The 18,921-nt window shown below is 68.0% G+C and carries 23 protein-coding genes and 1 tRNA gene; 4 read left to right on the forward strand and 20 right to left on the reverse strand.

Annotation, left to right across the window (positions count from 1 at the left end):
- Nucleotides 1-28: 28 nt before the first annotated feature.
- Genes FHS97_RS06565 through folE form a run of 3 tightly spaced genes read right to left on the reverse strand, consistent with a single transcriptional unit; the run spans nt 29 to nt 1,732 of the window.
- Nucleotides 29-379: a dihydroneopterin aldolase gene (locus FHS97_RS06565; RefSeq protein WP_184034853.1), complete on the reverse strand. Its 351-nt coding sequence runs from the start codon at nt 377-379 to the stop codon at nt 29-31.
- On the reverse strand, nt 372-1,100 hold the full coding sequence (locus FHS97_RS06570; protein WP_184034856.1) for an SDR family oxidoreductase: 729 nt from the start codon (nt 1,098-1,100) through the stop codon (nt 372-374). Before FHS97_RS06570 ends, FHS97_RS06565 begins: the two co-directional genes overlap by 8 nt.
- Before the next feature lie 5 nt (nt 1,101-1,105).
- Nucleotides 1,106-1,732, reverse strand: coding sequence for a GTP cyclohydrolase I FolE (gene folE / locus FHS97_RS06575; RefSeq protein ID WP_425506288.1), 627 nt, complete (start codon nt 1,730-1,732; stop codon nt 1,106-1,108).
- A 102-nt stretch (nt 1,733-1,834) separates the two neighbouring features.
- Here folE and FHS97_RS06580 point away from each other — a divergent pair, with 102 nt between their 5' ends.
- Nucleotides 1,835-2,041 (forward strand): hypervirulence associated TUDOR domain-containing protein, encoded by a 207-nt coding sequence (locus tag FHS97_RS06580; protein WP_184034862.1) that lies wholly within the window; start codon nt 1,835-1,837, stop codon nt 2,039-2,041.
- 45 nt (nt 2,042-2,086) lie between these two features.
- Complete coding sequence (locus tag FHS97_RS06585; RefSeq protein ID WP_184034865.1) at nt 2,087-2,347, forward strand: SWIB/MDM2 domain-containing protein; 261 nt, start codon at nt 2,087-2,089, stop codon at nt 2,345-2,347.
- A 104-nt stretch (nt 2,348-2,451) separates the two neighbouring features.
- Here the strand turns inward: FHS97_RS06585 and pncB are convergent, their stop codons facing one another.
- Together pncB and FHS97_RS06595 are read right to left on the reverse strand one after the other, a co-directional pair.
- Nucleotides 2,452-3,756 carry a nicotinate phosphoribosyltransferase gene (gene pncB, locus FHS97_RS06590; RefSeq protein WP_184034868.1) on the reverse strand — a complete coding sequence of 435 codons (1,305 nt, stop codon included), beginning with the start codon at nt 3,754-3,756 and terminating at the stop codon, nt 2,452-2,454.
- Nucleotides 3,757-3,772: 16 nt separating this feature from the next.
- Nucleotides 3,773-4,486 (reverse strand): NUDIX hydrolase, encoded by a 714-nt coding sequence (locus tag FHS97_RS06595; protein WP_184034870.1) that lies wholly within the window; start codon nt 4,484-4,486, stop codon nt 3,773-3,775.
- Between the two features lie 59 nt (nt 4,487-4,545).
- Here FHS97_RS06595 and FHS97_RS06600 point away from each other — a divergent pair, with 59 nt between their 5' ends.
- Entirely contained in the window at nt 4,546-5,142 is a 597-nt protein-coding gene (locus FHS97_RS06600) for a cysteine hydrolase family protein (protein WP_184034874.1), read from the forward strand.
- Here the strand turns inward: FHS97_RS06600 and FHS97_RS06605 are convergent.
- The 8 genes from FHS97_RS06605 to FHS97_RS06640 all read right to left on the reverse strand — a co-directional run bounded on the left by FHS97_RS06605 (nt 5,123) and on the right by FHS97_RS06640 (nt 12,200).
- Nucleotides 5,123-6,406, reverse strand: coding sequence for an Hsp70 family protein (locus FHS97_RS06605; RefSeq protein WP_184034878.1), 1,284 nt, complete (start codon nt 6,404-6,406; stop codon nt 5,123-5,125). The genes FHS97_RS06600 and FHS97_RS06605 overlap by 20 nt on opposite strands.
- Before the next feature lie 20 nt (nt 6,407-6,426).
- Nucleotides 6,427-6,503 (reverse strand) — tRNA-Arg (locus FHS97_RS06610).
- Between the two features lie 51 nt (nt 6,504-6,554).
- Entirely contained in the window at nt 6,555-6,902 is a 348-nt protein-coding gene (locus tag FHS97_RS06615) for an ArsC family reductase (RefSeq protein ID WP_184034881.1), read from the reverse strand.
- Nucleotides 6,903-6,944: 42 nt separating this feature from the next.
- Nucleotides 6,945-7,547 (reverse strand): anthrone oxygenase family protein, encoded by a 603-nt coding sequence (locus FHS97_RS06620; protein WP_221233161.1) that lies wholly within the window; start codon nt 7,545-7,547, stop codon nt 6,945-6,947.
- Between the two features lie 279 nt (nt 7,548-7,826).
- On the reverse strand, nt 7,827-8,405 hold the full coding sequence (locus tag FHS97_RS06625; protein WP_184034883.1) for an NMCC_0638 family (lipo)protein: 579 nt from the start codon (nt 8,403-8,405) through the stop codon (nt 7,827-7,829).
- Between the two features lie 93 nt (nt 8,406-8,498).
- Entirely contained in the window at nt 8,499-10,523 is a 2,025-nt protein-coding gene (locus tag FHS97_RS06630) for a TonB-dependent receptor (protein ID WP_184034885.1), read from the reverse strand.
- A 153-nt stretch (nt 10,524-10,676) separates the two neighbouring features.
- On the reverse strand, nt 10,677-11,138 hold the full coding sequence (locus FHS97_RS06635) for a hypothetical protein (protein WP_343053386.1): 462 nt from the start codon (nt 11,136-11,138) through the stop codon (nt 10,677-10,679).
- Between the two features lie 69 nt (nt 11,139-11,207).
- Entirely contained in the window at nt 11,208-12,200 is a 993-nt protein-coding gene (locus FHS97_RS06640; protein ID WP_184034887.1) for an aldo/keto reductase, read from the reverse strand.
- Nucleotides 12,201-12,299: 99 nt separating this feature from the next.
- On the opposite strand from FHS97_RS06640, the gene FHS97_RS06645 reads away from it, so the two are divergent.
- Nucleotides 12,300-13,211, forward strand: coding sequence for a LysR family transcriptional regulator (locus FHS97_RS06645; RefSeq protein ID WP_184034889.1), 912 nt, complete (start codon nt 12,300-12,302; stop codon nt 13,209-13,211).
- A gap of 41 nt (nt 13,212-13,252) precedes the next feature.
- Here the strand turns inward: FHS97_RS06645 and guaA are convergent, their stop codons facing one another.
- The 7 genes from guaA to rpsM all read right to left on the reverse strand — a co-directional run bounded on the left by guaA (nt 13,253) and on the right by rpsM (nt 18,905).
- Entirely contained in the window at nt 13,253-14,806 is a 1,554-nt protein-coding gene (gene guaA, locus FHS97_RS06650; RefSeq protein ID WP_184034891.1) for a glutamine-hydrolyzing GMP synthase, read from the reverse strand.
- A 183-nt stretch (nt 14,807-14,989) separates the two neighbouring features.
- Entirely contained in the window at nt 14,990-15,769 is a 780-nt protein-coding gene (map, locus tag FHS97_RS06655; RefSeq protein ID WP_184035076.1) for a type I methionyl aminopeptidase, read from the reverse strand.
- Nucleotides 15,770-15,774: 5 nt separating this feature from the next.
- On the reverse strand, nt 15,775-15,969 hold the full coding sequence (locus tag FHS97_RS06660; RefSeq protein ID WP_184034894.1) for a TA system antitoxin ParD family protein: 195 nt from the start codon (nt 15,967-15,969) through the stop codon (nt 15,775-15,777).
- A gap of 252 nt (nt 15,970-16,221) precedes the next feature.
- Nucleotides 16,222-16,647 carry a 50S ribosomal protein L17 gene (gene rplQ / locus FHS97_RS06665; protein WP_159754625.1) on the reverse strand — a complete coding sequence of 142 codons (426 nt, stop codon included), beginning with the start codon at nt 16,645-16,647 and terminating at the stop codon, nt 16,222-16,224.
- Between the two features lie 257 nt (nt 16,648-16,904).
- The gene (locus tag FHS97_RS06670) at nt 16,905-17,969 is read right to left on the reverse strand and encodes a DNA-directed RNA polymerase subunit alpha (RefSeq protein WP_184034896.1); all 1,065 of its coding nucleotides are present in this window, start codon (nt 17,967-17,969) and stop codon (nt 16,905-16,907) included.
- A 94-nt stretch (nt 17,970-18,063) separates the two neighbouring features.
- Nucleotides 18,064-18,453: a 30S ribosomal protein S11 gene (gene rpsK, locus FHS97_RS06675; RefSeq protein WP_019516037.1), complete on the reverse strand. Its 390-nt coding sequence runs from the start codon at nt 18,451-18,453 to the stop codon at nt 18,064-18,066.
- A gap of 83 nt (nt 18,454-18,536) precedes the next feature.
- Nucleotides 18,537-18,905, reverse strand: a complete 369-nt coding sequence (gene rpsM, locus FHS97_RS06680; RefSeq protein ID WP_056637528.1) for a 30S ribosomal protein S13 — start codon at nt 18,903-18,905, stop codon at nt 18,537-18,539.
- Between the last annotated feature and the right edge of the window lie 16 nt (nt 18,906-18,921).

Below are 18,921 nucleotides of genomic sequence, written 5' to 3' on the forward strand. Positions count from 1 at the left end.
GCCTTCGCGGGAATGACGAGGTGGGTTTTCAGCGTCCCCGCACGATCTCGCAGCCGACGCGCGCGTCGGGGTAGACGTCGGGCTTCATCGAGCGGACACGTACCGCCCGCACGCGCGGATCGGTGAGGCAGAAGGCGGCGATGCGCTCGACCAGCGTCTCCTGCAACGCAAAGCCATCGCCCCCCGCCAGCGCGTGAATGCCGTCGCGGATCGTGTCGTAGTCGAGCACCTCGGCGATCGAGTCCGCGTCCGGCGTCTTCGGGTAATCGACCGTCAGCCGCACCGACACCAGCACGCGTTGTGGCGCGGCCTCGTGCGGATGGATGCCGAGCCGCATCTGCACCGCGAGATCGTCGAGGATGATCGCATAGTCAGCCATGATCGGTCCCGAACATCACGTCGCGCGCGCTCTTCACGAAGCGCTGCCCGCAATCGACGAACACGTTCTGCCCGGTGACGCTGCGCGCTGCCAGCAGCCACACCACCGCGTCGGCGACCGCCTCCGCGCCGACCGGGCGTTGCAACAGATTGGCGCGTGCGACCGCGTCGAATTCGGCATCGGTCTGGTCGCCGCTCGGCAGCGTCAGCCCGGGTGACACGGCGTTGACGCGGACGCGCGGCGCATGGGCCTGCGCCATCAGCACCGTCGCCTGCGCGAGTGCAGCCTTGGTCAGCGTATAGCTGTAGAAATCGGGATTGGGGTTGGCGAGCTTCTGGTCGAGCAGGTTGACGACCGCCCCCTCCCTGCCCTGCCCGGCCAGCGCCGCGGCGAGCAGCGACGGCGCGATGACGTTGACCGCGTGGAGCCGTGCGGCGAGTTCCGCATCGGGCGCGGCGGGTGCGTCATATTCGAACAGCGAGGCGCTGTTGACGAGCCCGTCGATCGGGCCGCCCGCACAGGCGCGCGCGAACAGCGCGGGGACGTCGGCGAGGTCCGCCAGATCGCCCTGCACCGCCGTCCCGTCCAGTTCGGTCGCCAGCGCCTCGGCCTCCGCCTGTGAGGTGCCGTAGTGGATCACCGGCTCATGCCCGGCCGCCGCCACCGCGCGCGCGATCGCCGCGCCGAGCCGCTTCGCGCCGCCGGTCACCAGCACCCGCATCGCGGTCAGCCGAGCCCCATCAGCGACAGCACTTCCTTGCGGCTGCGGTCGTCGTCGCGGAACACGCCCATCATGCGGCTGGTCACCATGTTGACGCCGGAGGTGCGGACCCCGCGCGCGGTCATGCACGCATGGCTCGCCTCGATCACCACCGCGACGCCGAGCGGCTTGAGCCCGTTCCAGATGCAATCGGCGACCTCCGCGGTCAGCCGCTCCTGCACCTGCAATCGTCGCGCATAGCCGTGCAGCACGCGCGCCAGCTTCGAGATGCCGACGACATGGTTGCGCGGGAGGTAGGCGATATGCGCCTTGCCGATGATCGGCGCCATATGATGTTCGCAATGCGACTGGAACGGGATGTCCTTCAGCAGCACAATCTCGTCATAGCCGCCGACCTCCTCGAACACGCGCGACAGATGCACGCCCGGGTCCTCGCCGTAACCCGCACAATATTCCTTCCACGCGCGCGCGACCCGCTTCGGGGTGTCGACCAGCCCTTCGCGCGCCGGATCGTCGCCGGCCCAGCGCAGCAAGGTGCGCACCGCCTCGGCGACGTGATCGGGCACCGCGATCTTGCCGTCTTCCGCCACCAGATCGCCGTCGTCGGGCGTCGCCTGACCCTTGTCGTTCATCATGTCCTCGTCCGTATCGCGCCCGGCTGTAGCACGAATTGATCCAGCGCAACCCTGCGCGACCTCCGCGGGTTGCATCCTCCGCAACGAAGGAGACGGACGATGGCGGACAATCTGAAGAAGGGCGACGACGTGACCTGGAAGTCGCACGGCGGCACCGCACACGGCACGGTCGAGAAGAAGCTGACGTCCGAAACCTCGATCAAGGGGCACAAGGTCAAGGCATCGAAGGACGATCCGCAATATCTCGTCGAGAGTGACAAGGGCGGAAAGGCGGCGCACAAGCCCGCTGCGCTGAAAAAGGCGTGATTCTGCGCACGGTCCGGACGGACCGGCGCAAATGGAAGGATTAGAATGGCTACCACCACCAAGACCGGCGGCATCCACGCCCCCGTTCAGCCCTCGGCCGAACTGGGCGCCGTCGTCGGCAACGAGAAGCTGCCGCGCAGCCAGGTCATCAGCAAGGTGTGGGACTATATCAAGTCGAACAACCTGCAGAACCCGGAGAACAAGCGCGAGATCCTCGCCGACGACAAGCTGAAGAAGGTGTTCGGCAAGGACAAGTGCACGATGTTCGAAATGAACAAGTATATCTCGCAGCACGTCAAGGCTTGAGGCTTTTCGACTGATCGCGCGCGCCGCTGGCCATGACCGGCGGCGCGTTTTTTATTGCCGTTCGCAACCAATATCGCGAGGAGAGGGCTGGACGCCGTCGACCTTCACACCGCCACCGGCACTGCCGCGCGCGCCTCGTCGCCGAACACGCGGAGGTAGCGTGCGATTTCCTCCGGCGTGCCGGTTGCCTTGGCGGGATTGTCGGACAGTTTGACCGCCGGGCGGCCATCGGCGCTCACCACCTTGCAGACGAGCGAGATCGGCTCCAGCCCGGTCGCGCCATCAGGGTCGCAGCCGCGAAAGTCGTTGGTGAGGTTGGTGCCCCAGCCGAAGCTCATCCGTACCCGGCCCTGAAAATGGCGATAGGTCGCCGCGATCGAATCCGTATCCATGCCGTCGGAGAAGATCAGCAGTTTCTCGCGCGGATCGCGGCCATGCGCCTGCCACCAGGCGATGATCCGCTCACCGGCCTCGATCGGCGGCGCGCTGTCGGGGCGGAAGCCGGTCCAGTCCGCAACCCACTCGGGCGCGTCGCGCAGGAAGGCGGCAGTGCCGAACGCATCGGGCAGCGCGATCAGCAGATTGCCGCCATAGGCCTGCCGCCATTCGTCGAGCACCTGATAAGGCGCCTGCGCGAGCGCGGCATCGTCCGTCGCGAGCGCGGCGGCGACCATCGGCAGCTCGTGCGCGTTGGTGCCGATCGCCTCCAGATCGTGGTCCATCGCGAGCAGCACGTTCGACGTGCCGATGAAGCGCTTGCCCAGCCCTTCCTTGAGCGCCTCGACGCACCAGCGCTGCCACAGGAAGCCGTGGCGGCGGCGGGTGCCGAAGTCTGACAGCGCGAGCTCGGGCAGTTGCTGCAATTGCTCGACCTTCTCCCACAATTTCGCCTTGGCGCGTGCATAGAGCACGTCGAGCGTGAAGCGCCCCTTGCCACGCAGCGCGGCGCGCGCGCGCAGCTCGTTGACGATCGCGAGCGCGGGGATCTCCCACATCGTCGTGCACATCCACGGGCCGTCGAAATGTAGCTCGAACTGGCCGTCGACGGTGCGCAACTCGTACTCCGGCAGGCGGAAGTCGGCGAGCCACGCGAGGAAGTCGGGCGCGAACATCCGCGCCTCGCCATAGAAGCTGTTGCCCGCCAGCCAGATCAGCTCCTTCTTGGAGAAGCGCAGGCCACGCGCGTGATCGAGCTGCGCGCGCAACTCGGCTTCGTCGATCACCTCGGCAAGTCGGACGCCGTGCGTGCGGTTGATGAGGGCGAAGGTCGCGTGCGTTTCGCGATGCCGCCGCCAGATCAGTTGCAGCATCAGCAGCTTGTAGAAATCGGTGTCGAGCAGGCTGCGCACGATCGGGTCGAGCCGCCAGCCATGATCCCAGGTGCGCGTCGCGATGTCGGTGTAGACCATGGCCATTCTCCAGGATTCAGGCGACCGCGTCGCGGACGCGGAACAGTTCGGCGGGGCGGTGCGAGGCGTCAGCCTCGCGGTCGCCGGTGGCGATCAATTGCCCGCGATCGAGCATCTTGCGGCGGAAGGCGGGCTTGTTGAGCGTCGTGCCCAACACCGCCTCGTGCACGTCCTGCAACGCGCGCAGCGTGAAGCGTTCGGGCAGGAAAGCGAAGGCGAGATCGGAATAGTCGATCTTGCCACGCAGCCGCTCACACGCGACGCTCAGGATGTGGCGGTGATCGAAGGCGAGTGGAAGCTCCGCGCCCTCGTCATTAAGTGCGCCAAGTGGATCGCCATCGAGCGTCGCGGCAGTAACGCGACCGCCCCGTAGCGCCTGCACCATCTGCTCCGGGCGCAGCAGCGCCAGATAGGCGACGGTCACGATCCGCATCCGCGGGTCGCGATCGACCGCGCCGAACGTGTAAAGTTGCTCGAGACGCGCGCCGTCCAGCCCGACTTTCTCGCGCAGCACGCGCGCGGCGGCCGCGTCGAGGCTTTCGTCGGTTGCGACGAAGCCGCCGGGCAACGCCCAGCGTCCGGCCTGGGGCGGCTGGTCGCGGCGAAGGAGCAGCGCGCGCAATCGACGATCGGTCGAGGCGAGCAGCACCAGATCGACGGTCACAGACGGCCGGTCATAGGCGGACGGATCGTAGCCATCGAGATGATCGTCATGGCTTATATTTGTCATGCGCTTTACTTATGTGCAATTTGCGACTATGTCAATCAGGACCGAGCGGAGGAACGATGATGAAGCGGCTGGTGCTGGTGGTCGATACGCAGGCGGACTTCATGAACGCAGAGGGCACGCTGGCGGTGAACGAAGCGGATTCGCTGATCGCGCCGCTGAACGACTATCTGCGCGGATTGCGGGCGGACGACGTGGCGGGCGTGTTGTTCACCTTCGATACGCATGACGCCGCGCTTTACCCTTCGTCGCCCGAGGCAGCGCTGTTCCCGCCGCACTGCCTGCGCGGCACCGATGGCTGGGCGAACGTGCTCGATTCGGCGATGGTCGACCCGGCGATCCCGATCTGGCGGCTGGAGAAAGGCGTGTTCGACATGTGGGCCGAACCGGGCCTCGTGGTGGAGCGCATCACCGACAGGACGACGATCGACCGCGAGGCTTTCTTCGCGCAGCAACGCGCCGCAGGCGTCGAGGCGGCGACGGTGGTCGGCGTGGCGGCGGATTATTGCGTGCGCTGGGCGGTCGCCGGACTGGTCGCGCGCGGCTTCATGGTCGAGGTCCCGCCGGCGCTGACGCGCGGCATCGAGCGGTCGATCGCGCAGGTGCTCGCCGAAGACTTTGCCGGAGCGCCGGTGCGGCTCACGCCTCCCAGGGCGTGATGTCGGGCTCGGCACCGATCAGCGCGAGCCCGTGCGCGATCGAGGTCAGCTCGCCGCCGGTCGCGATCCGCTCCGCACCGAACCGCCGGTCGAAGATCGCGCGGATCGCGGGGATCAGCGACGAGCCGCCGGTCAGGAACACGCGGTCGATCGCGTCGGCCGCCACCCCGCCGCGCGTCAGCGCCGCGTCGAGCGCCGCCTCGATCCGCACCAGATCGTCGGCGATCCAGCGCTCGAAATCGGCACGCGTCACGTCGGCGGCGATGCGGATCCCGCCACCCTCGAACGCGAATTCGGCATGGTCGGCGCCCGACAGCGCGCGCTTCAGCCGGCCGACCGCATCATAGAGCGGAAAGCCCTGCTCCTCCTCGACCAAGGCGATCATCCGCCCGATCGCCTCGGGATCGAGCGCGTCGCGTTGCAGCTTGCGCAGCTCTTCAAGCGTGCGGCGGTTGCGCATCATTGCCAGCCGCGACCAGTCCGCCACGTCGTTGAAGAAGCCGCCGGGGATGTCGAGCACCTTGCCGAACGAGCGATATTGCCCGCCCTTCCCCAGCAGCGGCAGCACCAGTTGCGAGACGATCCGTTGGTCGAAGCGGTCGCCGGCGATCCCGACGCCGGTCGAGGCGAGCGGGACGCAGCGGCGCTCGGCCCCCGGCGCGGCGACGCGCACCAGCGAGAAGTCGGTCGTCCCGCCGCCGAAATCGGCAACGAGGATCGTCGCGGGCTCGGTCAGCCGCGCGGCGAAGCTGTGCGCCGCGCCGAGCGGTTCGTAGACGTAATGAACCTCCGCGCCGAACTCGCGCAGCATCAGGTCGTAACGTTGCCGGGCGAGCGCTTCGTCGGGGCGCGCGCCGGCATATTCGACCGGCCGCCCGACGATCACGCGCGCCGGGCGATCGTCGAGCTGCCCGCCGGCGTGGCGCACCAGCTTCTGGAGCAGCAGCCGGCCGAGATCCTCGAAGCGCATCTGGCGGTTGAAGATCGTCGTCCGCTCGAACAGCGGGCTGGCGGCGACGGTCTTGAACGACTGGACGAAACGGCTGTCGAGCGGCGCCTCGAGATACTCGGCGATCGCCCAGGGCCCGGCTTCGCTGGCGACGCCGTTCCAGCCCTGCTCGTCTTCCCAGAAGCACAAGGCCGAACGGAATACCGCGCCGGTCGCTTCCGTGCCGGTGAACTCGACGAGCCGAGCGTCGTCGTCCTCGGCGAGCGCGACGACGGTGTTGGTGGTGCCGAAATCGAGGCCGAGCGCACGCGCCACGTCTTGCTCCGTCGCAGGTGTGGTGCCCCCGGCGAGATTCGAACTCACGGCCTGCGGTTTAGGAAACCGTCGCTCTATCCTGCTGAGCTACGGGGGCACGGGCGGTTTTCCTAGGTTTCCGCGCGCGCGCGGTCAACGGCGAAGCGGATCAGGCGAACAGCGCGGCGTAGCGCTCCGGCTTGAAGCCGACTTCGATGCGCTCGCCGTCGACCAGCACCGGGCGCTTGATCGTCGACGGATGCGCGATCATCAGCGCGCGGGCCTTCGCCGTGTCGATGTCGGCCTTGTCGGCGTCGGGCAGCTTGCGGAACGTGGTGCCGGCGCGGTTGAGCAGCGGTTCCCAGCCGAGCTGCGCGATCCAGGCATCGAGCGCCGCTTCGTCGACGCCGGCTTTCTTATAGTCGTGGAAGGTAAAGGCGATGTCGTGGTCGGCGAGCCACGTGCGCGCCTTCTTGACGGTATCGCAATTGGGGATGCCGTAGAGGGTGGCGGTCATCATGGTTCCTGTGTGATCGGTCGAAGAAGACGGTCAGCGCTGCTATAGACCGGAGACGAACCAGAGGACGAACCCCGCCACGCCCGCCAGCGCCAGCGCCAGCAGGATGCGGACGATCAGGGGATCGCTCGGCGGAACATCCTCCGGCCATGGCGTGGTGAGCGCTTTCAGCGGCGCGACGAACGCCGCCGTCGCTCCCGCCACGCGAATCCAGTCCAGCGCTATCCACCGGTGCGCCATCGCGATGGACTGCGCGTCGGTGATCGTGTCCCTGGCCGAGCCGATGCCGTGGTAATAAAGCGCGGCGTTCATCGGCCAGAACGCAACGACCGTCAGGACCAGCAGCAGCAATATGCCCACGGATGGCAGGCAGAGCAGCCAGCGATAGCGCCACGGCGTCCGCCACCCCGCGATCAACGCGCCGAAGCCGGCGACCAGCATCCCCGCCGAAAAGGGGATGAAGAACACGCCGGTATCGACCGGCCACGCCTTGCCATACGGCATCATCGCCAGCGAAGCCGGCGGGTCGGCGCTCCACGCGCCGGCGAGCACCAGCAGGTCGAACAATTTGGCACCAAGCAGCGGGCCCCCCAGCAGCACCGCGAGCCAGAGAAATGCGCGCGTGACATTTTTCCTGCCGGTCATGCTGCCCCCCCCCCCCCCCCCGTCTTGCGTGGGGATCATCAACGCAAAACGCGTCGGCTGCAATCCGCTCGTTACCTTCGCCGTTGCGGGCTTGGCCGGGTGAGATACGGCAGGTGGCGGCCCTCCGATGCAGAGCCAGCACATCCCGGAGCGCGATGACATAAGGTCAACGCTATCGATCGTCATTGCGAGCGCAGCGACGCAATTCAGGATCCTACCAGAACGCCCTGGATTGCGTCGCTACGCTCGCAATGACGGGTCAGGTGGATCTCATCGACCCTACCGCCCCTGCGGTGCCACCAGCTGTCGCACCATGCGGATCTCGGTCGCATAGCCCGGCTTCTTGGGCGTGCTGCGGATCAGATAGATCGCCTCCGCCGCGCCACCCGCGCCCTGCTTCTGGACGCCGCTGGCCTGCGAGCGGATGTCGCCGACCTCGAAGGTCTGCGGCGGCAGCGTGACGAACCCGCCGCCGCTGCGCGCCTGCGCGGCGGTCAGCAGCTCCTGCCACTTGCGCTCGTCGATCACGCCGTCGGTGTTGGTGATCCGCACCGCGCACGAGCGGATCGGCGGGGCCTCGATCGTGACGACGATCTGGCTGCTGCCGGCGGGCATGATCCAGCCGCGGCCGGGATCGTCCTTCAGATAGGTGCGGACCTCGTCGGGGGTCAGCGGACGCGTCCCCGGGATCCGCGCCATCGCGGTCGCGATCCGCGCCTCGTCGGGGAAGACGCGGCCGCAGACCATGTCGAAGATCGCCATCTGCCCCTGCCCGCGGAACTGCGGCCTGTCGGGGAGCTGTTGCGGCGGCGGGGCAGCGGCCTGCAACCCCAAAGCGAGCACAGCGGCGGCAATCATTCGGTCATCCCCTGTCTGGAACGCGGTGCTTGTGGCACGCTTCACGACCGATCGCCACCGTCCGCTGACCCGCCGGGGCGCGGTCCGCGCGCGTCAGAACCGCGCCCGGATCGCGCCGGACAGGCTGCGCGGATCGGCGGGCGCGTGGAGACGCTGCGTGCCGTCGTACCAGACATATTCGTAGCGGTCGTTGGTGAGGTTGCGCAGCTGCGCCGACACTTCGAGCGCGTCGGTCAGCTGGTACGCCAGCTCGCCGGTGAGCTGGAAATAGCCGCCATAGCGTCCCCGATCGTTGGCGGTGGTCAGCTCGTAGGATGACTGGCCGTTGCCCCACAGCGAGGCACGCCACGGCCGGGTGCGCGGTGCCCATTCGATCCCGGCGGTGTAGACGTTCTGCGGGACATGGTCGATCCGGTTGCCGCGGGTGAGCGGTGCGGCGGGATCGGGCACGCGGATCACCGCCTTCTGATGCGACCAGCTCGCCCAGGCCGACAGGCCGGAGACCGGCTGCACCGTCGCTTCCAGATCGAGCCCGCGCCGCCGCGTCTCGCCGAGATTGTCGAACTCGCCCGACGGATCGTTGAGCCGCCGCCGCAGCTCGCCGCTGGCGGTCTGCTGCCACACCGCCGCACGCGCGCTGAGCCAGCGGCCCTGCGCCAGCTTGATCCCGCCCTCGAACCCCTCGTTGATCGAGGCCGCGACGTCGCGAACGCGCGGCGGGACCACGAACGCGCCCGACCCGGCACCGATCTGGAAGGTGCGCCCGTAATTGCCATAGGCGGTCACCCCCGCGACCGGCGTCACCGCCAGCGACAGCTTGGGCTGGCTGATCGTGCCATAATCGTTGACCGGATAGCTGCGGCCGTTCAGCCGGTTGGTGAAGTCGCCGCCGATCCGATCGATCCGCCACGCCAGCGTAACCGTCAGCCAGCGCAGTGGCGACAGCACCGCCTGCACATAGGCGCCGCCCACCGTCAGGTCGAAGTCCTGATCGCGCGTCGCCGCGACGATGGTGCGACGGTCGGTGGTCCAGCGCCGGCTCTGGTTGTGCTGCCATTGCACGTCGCCACCGGTCTCGGCCATCAACCAGTCGGCGACATGCCAGTGCAGCCCCGCGATCACGCCATATTGCCGCTCGTTGCCGCGCCGCTGCTGCTGCGCGACGTTCGCCGAGAAGCGCACCAGCCGATCGTCGTCGATCGTGTTCGCATAAGCGGTGCCGGTGAACGACACGCGCCGCGCCGGGTCGGTGTCGAGGTGCAGGCTGTATTGCGACAATTGCCGCGTGCCGCCGTCATAGGCCGACAGCGCATAGGAGCGCCGCCGGTCGGCATAAGCGTCGGCATCGGTCAGATAGCCCGGCTCGTCGGCGGTGATCCGGCTGTGCCGCGCGATCAGGCCGAGCTTCGCCGCGCCGAAATCGTAGAACCATTTGCCCGCGACGTTGATACGGTCGAGCCCGGCATGGTCGCGATAGCCGTCGGTCTGGCGGTAGCCGAGCAGATAGTTCTGGCTGAGCCTGCCCGTTTCGAGCCCGGCGGAAAGCTGCGCGTCATAGCTGCCGAACGCCCCGGCGCTCGCGCGCGTGTCGAGATACGTGCCGCCGGTGCGGGTGCGCACGTTCGCGCTGCCGGCGATGGCATGCAGCCCCCAGCGCGGGTCCGACGTTCCGCGCACCAGCTCGACCGCGCCGATGTCGAGCGGCGCGATCATGTCTATGAAGTCCATGCGTCCGGCATTGTCGTTCGACGGGACGCCGTCGATCAGCAGCTTGACCGCGTTGATCTCGCCCTCGCCGTTGAAGCCGCGGATCGAGAAGCGGCCGGGGGTGGTGCCCTGTCCGAAATCGGTGAGCACCACGCCCGGCAGCCGCCCGAACAGTTCAAAGGCCGAATTGACGTTCTGGCGCTGCGCGATCTCGCCGGACAGGATGTCGACCGAGGTCAGGATCGCGGCGGTCGAGCGCGCCATCGGCGCGGCGGTGACGACGACCTCGTCGCCGCCGATCGTGAGCTGGGTATCGGGTTGGTCCTGATCGGCGCGCGCGGGACGCTGCTGCGCGAAAGCGGGGCCGGCGACGCAGAGCGCGGCCACGCCGAGGGAAAGGCTTCGAAACATCGGCACATGCCTTTGAGCTGCGGGTCGGCCGCGGCGACCTGTTGCGCCGGGCGACCCATCCGGTCCATCGCGTGGACGGACGGAGAGCGCGGACCGGTCTGCACCGGCGCGCCACGACGAACGACGGTTCGCCGGGCGCGAGGCCGGCAACCGTCAGTTCGGCAGCGGTGGTCCCCTGAGCGGCGGGCGCAGATAGGGAGCGGCGGTCGGCGGCGTGGCCCCGACGGCGCGCAACGCCAGCGCCGCGACCACCGCGAGCGCCACCGCAAGCAGCACGGCGTCGATCGCGCCGGTCGCGGGCGCCGAAAGCCCGGCGAAGGCGCAGGGGATCTCGCTCTTGCCGTGATCCTTGGTCTCGTCATGGCCGGGCATCGCGGCATGGACCATCGTGTCGCCCATCGCGGCGGACGCCATCGGGGCGGATTGCGGCACCACGCCCGGACAGACGGCGAGCGCGAGCCGGCCATGGTCGGCGACGATCATATAGCCGGCCGGCACCAACAGCTTGAGCAACAAGGCCCCGGCGCACAGCAACAGCGCGAGATGGCGTTGCGCCAGGAATTGCCGGACAGCCTGCACCGGTCCGTCGTTATCGCGAACGGCGCGGCCTGTCACCCGGACATCCTGTCCTCCCCTGCCGGCGGCCGTCTGCCGGGCCGCTCGGTGCGACCCGGCGAACCGGACTTAGCGGCGCGGCAGCATCGACTGCTCGCGCGGGGCATAACGCGCGCCCTGCACGCCCTGCATCGCCGCGGCGATCCGCGTCCGGTCCTCCGCAGTGAGCACGATGTCGACCGCGGCGATATTGTCGTCGAGGTTGGCGATCTTGCGCGACCCCGGAATCGGCACGATGTCGTCGCCCTGCGCCAGCACCCAGGCGAGCGCGAGCTGCGCCGCGGTCACGCCTTTCTCCCCGGCAAGCTCGCGCAGGCGATCGACCAGCTTCAGATTGGCGTCGAGATTGGCCGCGTCGAAGCGCGGCAGCGTGCTGCGGAAGTCGTTCGCCTCGAGATCGGCCGTGCTGCGGATCTTGCCCGACAGGAAACCACGGCCGAGCGGGCTGTACGGCACCAGCGCGATGCCGAGTTCGCGGCAGGTCGCGAGCATCTCGTCCTCGACATAGCGTTCCCACAGCGAATATTCGCTCTGCAAGGCGGTGATCGGATGCACCTGGTGCGCGCGGCGCAGCTGGTCGGCGGTGACTTCGGACAGGCCGAGGAAGCGCGCCTTACCCGCCTGCACCAGCCCGGCCATCGCCGCGACCGAGTCCTCGATCGGCGTCGCGGGATCGGGGCGGTGCAGATAGAAGAGGTCGATCACGTCGGTGCCGAGCCGGCGCAACGATCCCTCGATCGCGCGGCGCGCATTGTCGGGGCTGCCGTCGGCGCCGCGCATCCGCTCGAAGCCGGCGCCGCCCTCCGGCGCGATGTCGAAGCCGAACTTGGTGGCGATCACCACCTTGTCGCGGACCTCCTTCAGCCCGCGGCCGACGATCTCCTCGTTCTCGTACGGTCCATAGACCTCGGCGGTGTCGAAGAAGGTGATGCCGCGGTCGACCGCATGGTGGAGCGTGGCGAGCGATGCCGCCTGATCCTGCCCGCCATAGGCCGCGGTAAAGCCCATGCAGCCGAGGCCGATCGCCGAAACCTCGAGGCTGCCCAATTTGCGTGTCTGCATCGTCGTCGCTCCACTGTCGGTTACGCCGCGCATATTGGCGCGGCGGATTGTGCGGACTAGACCGCGTCGATCGGACACACCGATCGACCGGATGGGACAATGGATCGCGAGCGACTGGCACGTCTGAGCATCTTCGCCGCCGTGGTGCAGGCAGGCGGCTTCCGGGCGGCGGCGCGAACGCTCGGCCTGTCGCCGTCGGCGGTGAGCCATGCGGTCGCCGGGCTGGAGACCGCGCTGGGGCTGCGGCTGCTCAACCGGTCGACGCGCAGCCTGGCGTTGACCGATGCCGGGCGCGCGCTGCTCGATCGCGTCGCGCCGGCGCTGGGCGAGATCGACGCCGCGGTGGCCGAGGCACGCGACAGCGATGCCGCGCCCGCCGGGCCGGTCCGCGTGACGATGACGCCGCTATCGGCGCACGCGCTGTTCGCGCCGCACCTCGCGCGCTTCGTCGACGCCTTTCCGGGTATCACGCTCGATCTGGTGATCGACGACCGCTTCGTCGACACGGTGGCGGAGGGCTATGATCTCGGCGTGCGGCTGGGCGAGACGCTGCGCCCCGACATGATCGCGACGCGGATCGGCGGACCGCTGCGCATGGCGGCGGTGGCGTCGCCCGCCTATCTCGCGCGGCACGGGCGGCCGGCGACGCTGGAGGATCTCGCCCGGCATCGCTGCCTGCACCGCCGGCTCGGCGCGGGCGTCTATCGCTGGGAGGTGACGCGCGACGGGTCCGATCTGGTGCTCGACGCTTTGCCGCAGACGCTGATCGTCAACGACGACGCGTTGCTGCGCCGCGCCCTGTGCGACGGCGCCGGGATCGGCTTCGCGATCGAAAGCGTGCTGGCCGACGATCTGGCCGCGGGGCGGCTGGTCGAGCTGTTCCGCGACCTTTGCCCGCCCTTCCCCGGCTTTTTCATCTATCATGCGAGCCGTCGCCAGATGCGCCCGGCGGTGCGCGCGACGATCGACTTCTTCGTGGCGGCGAACCGGGGCGCGACCGCCGCGCCATAGCGCCGCTCATCCGCCGGTGTTCGCGGGTCGGGGAACCGGCCTTATTCCCACTCGATCGTGCCGGGCGGCTTCGACGTATAGTCGTAGGTGACGCGGTTGACGCCCTTGACCTCGTTGATGATCCGCGTCGCGACGCGCGGCAGGAAGCCGCCCGGAAACTCGAATGCCTCGGCGGTCATGCCGTCGACCGAGGTCACCGCGCGCAGCGCCAGCACGCTGTCATAGGTCCGCCCATCGCCCATCACCCCGACCGAGCGCACCGGCAGCAACACCGCGAACGCCTGCCAGATCGTGTCGTAGAGCCCCGCGTTGCGGATTTCCTCGAGATAGATCGCATCGGCCTTGCGCAGGATGTCGCAGCGCTCGCGCGTCACCTCGCCGGGAATGCGGATCGCCAGCCCCGGCCCCGGGAACGGATGGCGGCTGACGAACACCTCGGGCAGCCCCAGCTCGCGGCCGAGCGCGCGGACCTCATCCTTGAACAATTCGCGCAGCGGCTCGACGAGCTTCATGTTCATCCGCTCGGGCAGCCCGCCGACATTGTGGTGGCTCTTGATCGTCACCGACGGACCGCCGGTGAAGCTGACGCTCTCGATCACGTCCGGATAGAGCGTGCCCTGCGCGAGGAAGTCCGCGCCGCCGATCTTCTTCGCCTCCGCCTCGAACACGTCGATGAAGGTCTTGCCGATGAACTTGCGCTTCGCCTCCGGGTCGGTGACGCCGGCCAGCCCGTCCATGAACAGGTCCTGCGCCTGCACGTGCACCAGCGGGATGTTATAGGCACCACGGAACAGCCCGACGACCTGCTCGGCCTCGCCCTGACGCAAGATGCCGCCGTCGACGAACACGCAGGTGAGCTGCTCGCCGATCGCCTCGTGGATCAGTACCGCCGCGACTGCCGAATCGACCCCGCCCGACAGGCCGCAGATCACGCGCCGGTCGCCGACCTGTTCGCGGATCTCGGCGATCTTGACGCTGCGGAACTCGGCCATCGTCCAGTCGCCGGCCAGCCCGCAGACGTGGCGCGCGAAATTGGCGATCAGCTTGGCGCCGTGCGGCGTGTGGACGACCTCGGGGTGGAACTGCATCCCGTAGAAGCGCCGCGCCTCGTCGGCGGTGATCGCGAACGGCGCGCCGGGCGAGGAGGCGACGGGGGCGAAGCCGGGGGCGAGCGCCGCGACATGGTCGCCGTGGCTCATCCACACCTGATGCTTCTCGCCGGCCTGCCACAGCCCGTCGAACAGCGCGCAGGTCTGGTCGACCTGCACGAACGCCAGCCCGAACTCGCCCGACATGCCCTTTTCGACGCGTCCGCCGAGCTGGGTGTTCATCACCTGCTGCCCGTAGCAGATGCCGAGCACGGGGACGCCGGCGTCGAAGATCTCCTGCGGCGCGCGCGGGCTGTTGTCATCGACCACCGACGCCGGGCCGCCCGACAGGATCACGCCCTTCGGCTTCAGCCGCGCGAACGCCTCGGCCGCGGACTGGAAGGGCGCGACCTCGCTATAGACTCCCGCCTCGCGGACGCGACGCGCGATCAGCTGGGTCACCTGGCTGCCGAAATCGACGATGAGGATGTTGTCGGGATGCTCCATGGCGGGCCTGTAGCGGGATGGCGCGCGGGGGGAAAGAGGGGCGCTTGAGGGTTCGACTTCTCACCCGTCATCCCGGACCCTTCGGCAAGCTCAGGAGAGCCTTGATCCGGTATCCCCCTTCTTTCTTCCGACAGCAGGAAGAAGAAGCGGGGCCCCGGATCAAGTCCGGGGCGACGAGAAGGGTCAGCCACGCACCCCTTTCGGCACCGTCTCGCCCTCGCGCAGCGTCAGCACCTCGACGCCGGTCGCGGTCACCGCCACCGTATGCTCGAATTGCGCGGAGAGCTTGCCGTCGCCGGTGACGACCGTCCAGCCGTCGTCGCGCGTCGCGACCTTACGCGTGCCCTGATTGACCATCGGCTCGACCGTGAAGGTCATGCCCTCGCGCAGCACCGGACCGGTGCCGGGGCGACCGTAATTGAGCACCTCGGGTGCCTCGTGCATCTCGCGCCCGATGCCGTGGCCGCAAAAGTCGCGGACCACCGCATAGCCGTGCTGCTTGGCGTGGCGGTCGATCGCCGCGCCGACATCGCCGAGCCGCGCGCCCGCGCGGACCTGTGCGATCCCCTTCCACATCGCTTCCTGCGCGACGCGCACCAGCCGCCGCGCGGCGGGCGCGACCTCGCCGACCAGATAGGTCTTGCTGGAGTCGGCGATGAAGCCGTTCTTCTCCAGCGTGATGTCGAGATTGACGATGTCGCCGTCGCGGATCACGTCGGCGTCGTTCGGCACGCCGTGGCAGACGACCTGGTTGATCGAACTATTGAGCACGAACGCGAAGTCATACTGCCCCTTGCTGGCGGGACGCGCGTGCAGCTCGTCGACGATATAGCGCTCGACCCGGTCGTTGATCGCCAGCGTCGACTGGCCGGCGAGCGTCTCGCGGTCGAGCATCGCGAACACCTGCGCGAGCAGCCGGCCGGACTCGCGCATCAGCGCCAGCTCGTCCGGAGTCTTGAGGATCGCGGTCATGCAGCGGTCGCGATCGGCACGGCAGCGCGCTCGCGGGCGACGATCTCGTTGAACGACAGGGTCGGGTTCGCCTCGGCGAGCATCCCGATCTTCATCCAGAATTCCGCCTGCGCATTGATCGAGCGGCACATCACCGTGCTCGCGCGACGCGCTTCCTCATGGAGCACGTCGTCGATCTTCACAATGCCCACACAACTTCTCCACGCACTTATCAACATACGAAGCGTATACGGTGTGGATAGCCGAGTGTCACCTCATCCGTCATTCCCGCGTAGGCGGGAATCCAGAACCCAGGGCGTTTCGAAAGAGTCGTGAGGCCAGTGCGTCTGGATTCCCGCCTTCGCGGGAATGACGGCCGGGCGAGACTGTCGGGCACCGGCCACATCACGAAAAAGGCCGCCCCGTTGCCGGAGCGGCCTGTTCGTTTCAGCGCGGTCGCCCGATCAGGCGGCGGCGTCGAAATCCTCGTCGTCGTTCATCACCGGACCCGAGTCCTGGCCCTTGGCCGAGACGTCGCGGTCGACGAACTCGATGATCGCCATCGGCGAGGCATCCGACGCGCGGATGCCGGCCTTGATGATGCGCGTGTAACCGCCGTTGCGGTCGGCGTAGCGCTTGGCGAGCACGTCGAACAGCTTGACCAGCTGCGCGTCGTCGAGCAGCCGGGCGTGCGCCAGACGGCGGTTCGACAGGCCGCCCTTCTTGCCGAGCGTCACCAGCTTCTCGATGTACGGACGCAGTTCCTTCGCCTTGGCGACGGTGGTGGTGATCTGCTCATGCTTGATGAGCGCGGCCGACATGTTGCGGAACAGCGCGATGCGATGTGCCGAGGTACGCTGCAGCTTACGACCGCCTACACGATGGCGCATGATAGTCTTCCTTCTCGTTCGTCAGGGGGCCGTTCGACGGAACCCCGGGACAGGTGAGGACGGTGGCTCACCCGATTTGCCGTCGCCGCTGCGGAGGCAGGGGCCCATGTCTGGTTCGGCGTTCGGGACGCCGGTTGTTATCGCAGGAGGTGGCCGGGTGGCGACGCGGCAGAGCCGCGTCGTCGGTCGGGGCGGCTGGCCGCCCCGCCGGCCGGGCTTGCGCCGTCTCGCGCGTAGCATGGCTACGCGCGTGCGGCTCAGCCCATGATTTCCTGCTCGAGCTTCTTGGCGACTTCCTCGATGTTCTCGGGCGGCCAGCCGGGGATTTCCATCCCAAGCCGCAGCCCCATCGACGACAGCACTTCCTTGATCTCGTTGAGCGACTTGCGGCCGAAGTTCGGCGTGCGCAGCATCTCGGCCTCGGTCTTGCCGACCAGATCGCCGATATAGATGATGTTGTCGTTCTTGAGGCAGTTCGCCGAACGGACCGACAGTTCCAGCTCGTCGACCTTCTTAAGCAGGTAACGGTTGATCTGCGCGGTGTCGCTCGGGGCCTCGCCACCCGTCGCCGCCGGCGCGGCAACGCCGATCGGCGCCGACCGCGTGACCGACGAATCGTCGAAGTGGACGAACAGCGCCAGCTGGTCCTGAAGGATGCGACCGGCATAGCCGACCGCGTCTTCCGGGGTCACGGTGCCGTCGGTCTCGATCGTCAGCGTCAGCTTGTCGTAATCCAGGTCCTGCCCGACGCGGGTCGGGTCGACCTTGTACGATACCTGACGTACCGGCGAGTAGAGCGCGTCGACCGGGATCAGCCCGATCGGCGCATCCGCCGGACGGTTGTTGACCGCCGCGACATAGCCCTTACCGACATCGGCGGTCAGTTCCATGTTGAACGTCGCGCCCTCGTCGAGATGGCAGATGACCAGCTCGGGGTTCATCACCTCGATGTCGCCCGACACCGCGATGTCGCCCGCCTTCACCTCGGCGGGGCCGGTGGCGGAAAGCTGGAGCCGCTTCGGGCCTTCGCCCTGCATCCGGATCGCGATCTGCTTCACGTTCAGGACGATGTCGGTCACGTCCTCGCGAACGCCCGCAAGCGAGCTGAACTCGTGGAGCACGTTCTCGATCTTGATCGACGTCACCGCCGCGCCCTGCAGCGACGACAGCAGCACGCGCCGCAGCGCGTTGCCCAGCGTGAGGCCGAAGCCCCGCTCCAGCGGCTCGGCGACGAAGGTCGCCTTGCGCTTGCCGTCACCGCTCTTCTTTTCGAGCTGGTTGGGCTTCTTCAGTTCTTGCCAGTTCTTTGCGTTGACAGACAAGCTCTCGTCCCCTGGGGTTGGGCCGGACGCGGGGGACGCGTACGGCCGGGTAATGAACGTGGCCACTCGTCAGCGGCCACGCGAAGCGTGATCGTCAGACGCGACGGCGCTTGGACGGGCGGACGCCGTTGTGCGGGATCGAGGTCACGTCGCGGATCGACGTGATCTGGAAACCGACCGCCTGCAGCGCGCGCAGTGCCGATTCGCGGCCCGAACCGGGGCCCTTGACCTCGACCTCGAGCGTGCGGACGCCGTGCTCGGCGGCCTTCTTGCCCGCGTCCTCGGCTGCGACCTGCGCCGCATACGGGGTCGACTTGCGGCTGCCCTTGAACCCCATCATGCCGGCCGACGACCAGCTGATCGCATTGCCCTGCGCATCGGTGATGGTGATCATGGTGTTGTTGAAGCTGGCGTTCACGTGCGCGACGCCCGCGGTGATGTTCTTGCGCTCGCGCCGACGAATGCGCTGCGGTGCCTGTGCCATATGGTATTCCTGACCTTATCTTACAACGCGGCCGGGAGGCGTGAACCTGCAACCGGCCAACGGAGAGGAAGAAGCGCTGACGCTTACTTCTTCTTGCCGGCGATCGGCTTCGCCTTGCCCTTGCGGGTACGCGCGTTGGTGTGCGTGCGCTGGCCGCGGACCGGCAGGCCCTTGCGGTGACGCAGGCCGCGATAGCAGGCCAGATCCATCAGGCGCTTGATGTTCATCGCGGTCTCGCGACGCAGATCACCCTCGACCGTGTGGTCGGCGTCGATCGTCTCGCGGATCTGCAGCACTTCCTGATCGCTCAGGTCCTGCACGCGACGATCGGCGGCGATGTTCAGCTTCGTGGTGATTTCCAGCGCCTTGGCCGGACCGATGCCGTGGATATAGGTCAGCGCGATCAGAACGCGCTTGTTGGTCGGGATATTGACACCCGCGATACGTGCCATGAAGTTTTTCTCCTGT

It is taken from the genome of Sphingomonas endophytica (genome assembly GCF_014199415.1).
In the GTDB taxonomy this organism is placed as follows: domain Bacteria; phylum Pseudomonadota; class Alphaproteobacteria; order Sphingomonadales; family Sphingomonadaceae; genus Sphingomonas; species Sphingomonas endophytica.

Excerpts from the sequence above, each read along its gene's own strand:
- FHS97_RS06595 (WP_184034870.1), bottom strand. The coding sequence starts at position 4,486 with ATGACAAATATAAGCCATGACGATCATCTCGATGGCTACGATCCGTCC.
- FHS97_RS06580 (WP_184034862.1), top strand. The coding sequence starts at position 1,835 with ATGGCGGACAATCTGAAGAAGGGCGACGACGTGACCTGGAAGTCGCAC.
- folE (WP_425506288.1), bottom strand. The coding sequence starts at position 1,732 with ATGAACGACAAGGGTCAGGCGACGCCCGACGACGGCGATCTGGTGGCG.
- FHS97_RS06565 (WP_184034853.1), bottom strand. The coding sequence starts at position 379 with ATGGCTGACTATGCGATCATCCTCGACGATCTCGCGGTGCAGATGCGG.
- FHS97_RS06645 (WP_184034889.1), top strand. The coding sequence starts at position 12,300 with ATGGATCGCGAGCGACTGGCACGTCTGAGCATCTTCGCCGCCGTGGTG.
- FHS97_RS06600 (WP_184034874.1), top strand. The coding sequence starts at position 4,546 with ATGAAGCGGCTGGTGCTGGTGGTCGATACGCAGGCGGACTTCATGAAC.
- rplQ (WP_159754625.1), bottom strand. The coding sequence starts at position 16,647 with ATGCGCCATCGTGTAGGCGGTCGTAAGCTGCAGCGTACCTCGGCACAT.
- FHS97_RS06620 (WP_221233161.1), bottom strand. The coding sequence starts at position 7,547 with ATGACCGGCAGGAAAAATGTCACGCGCGCATTTCTCTGGCTCGCGGTG.
- FHS97_RS06630 (WP_184034885.1), bottom strand. The coding sequence starts at position 10,523 with ATGTTTCGAAGCCTTTCCCTCGGCGTGGCCGCGCTCTGCGTCGCCGGC.
- FHS97_RS06615 (WP_184034881.1), bottom strand. The coding sequence starts at position 6,902 with ATGACCGCCACCCTCTACGGCATCCCCAATTGCGATACCGTCAAGAAG.
- rpsK (WP_019516037.1), bottom strand. The coding sequence starts at position 18,453 with ATGGCACAGGCACCGCAGCGCATTCGTCGGCGCGAGCGCAAGAACATC.
- rpsM (WP_056637528.1), bottom strand. The coding sequence starts at position 18,905 with ATGGCACGTATCGCGGGTGTCAATATCCCGACCAACAAGCGCGTTCTG.
- guaA (WP_184034891.1), bottom strand. The coding sequence starts at position 14,806 with ATGGAGCATCCCGACAACATCCTCATCGTCGATTTCGGCAGCCAGGTG.
- FHS97_RS06570 (WP_184034856.1), bottom strand. The coding sequence starts at position 1,100 with ATGCGGGTGCTGGTGACCGGCGGCGCGAAGCGGCTCGGCGCGGCGATC.
- pncB (WP_184034868.1), bottom strand. The coding sequence starts at position 3,756 with ATGGTCTACACCGACATCGCGACGCGCACCTGGGATCATGGCTGGCGG.
- FHS97_RS06585 (WP_184034865.1), top strand. The coding sequence starts at position 2,087 with ATGGCTACCACCACCAAGACCGGCGGCATCCACGCCCCCGTTCAGCCC.
- FHS97_RS06625 (WP_184034883.1), bottom strand. The coding sequence starts at position 8,405 with ATGATTGCCGCCGCTGTGCTCGCTTTGGGGTTGCAGGCCGCTGCCCCG.
- FHS97_RS06640 (WP_184034887.1), bottom strand. The coding sequence starts at position 12,200 with ATGCAGACACGCAAATTGGGCAGCCTCGAGGTTTCGGCGATCGGCCTC.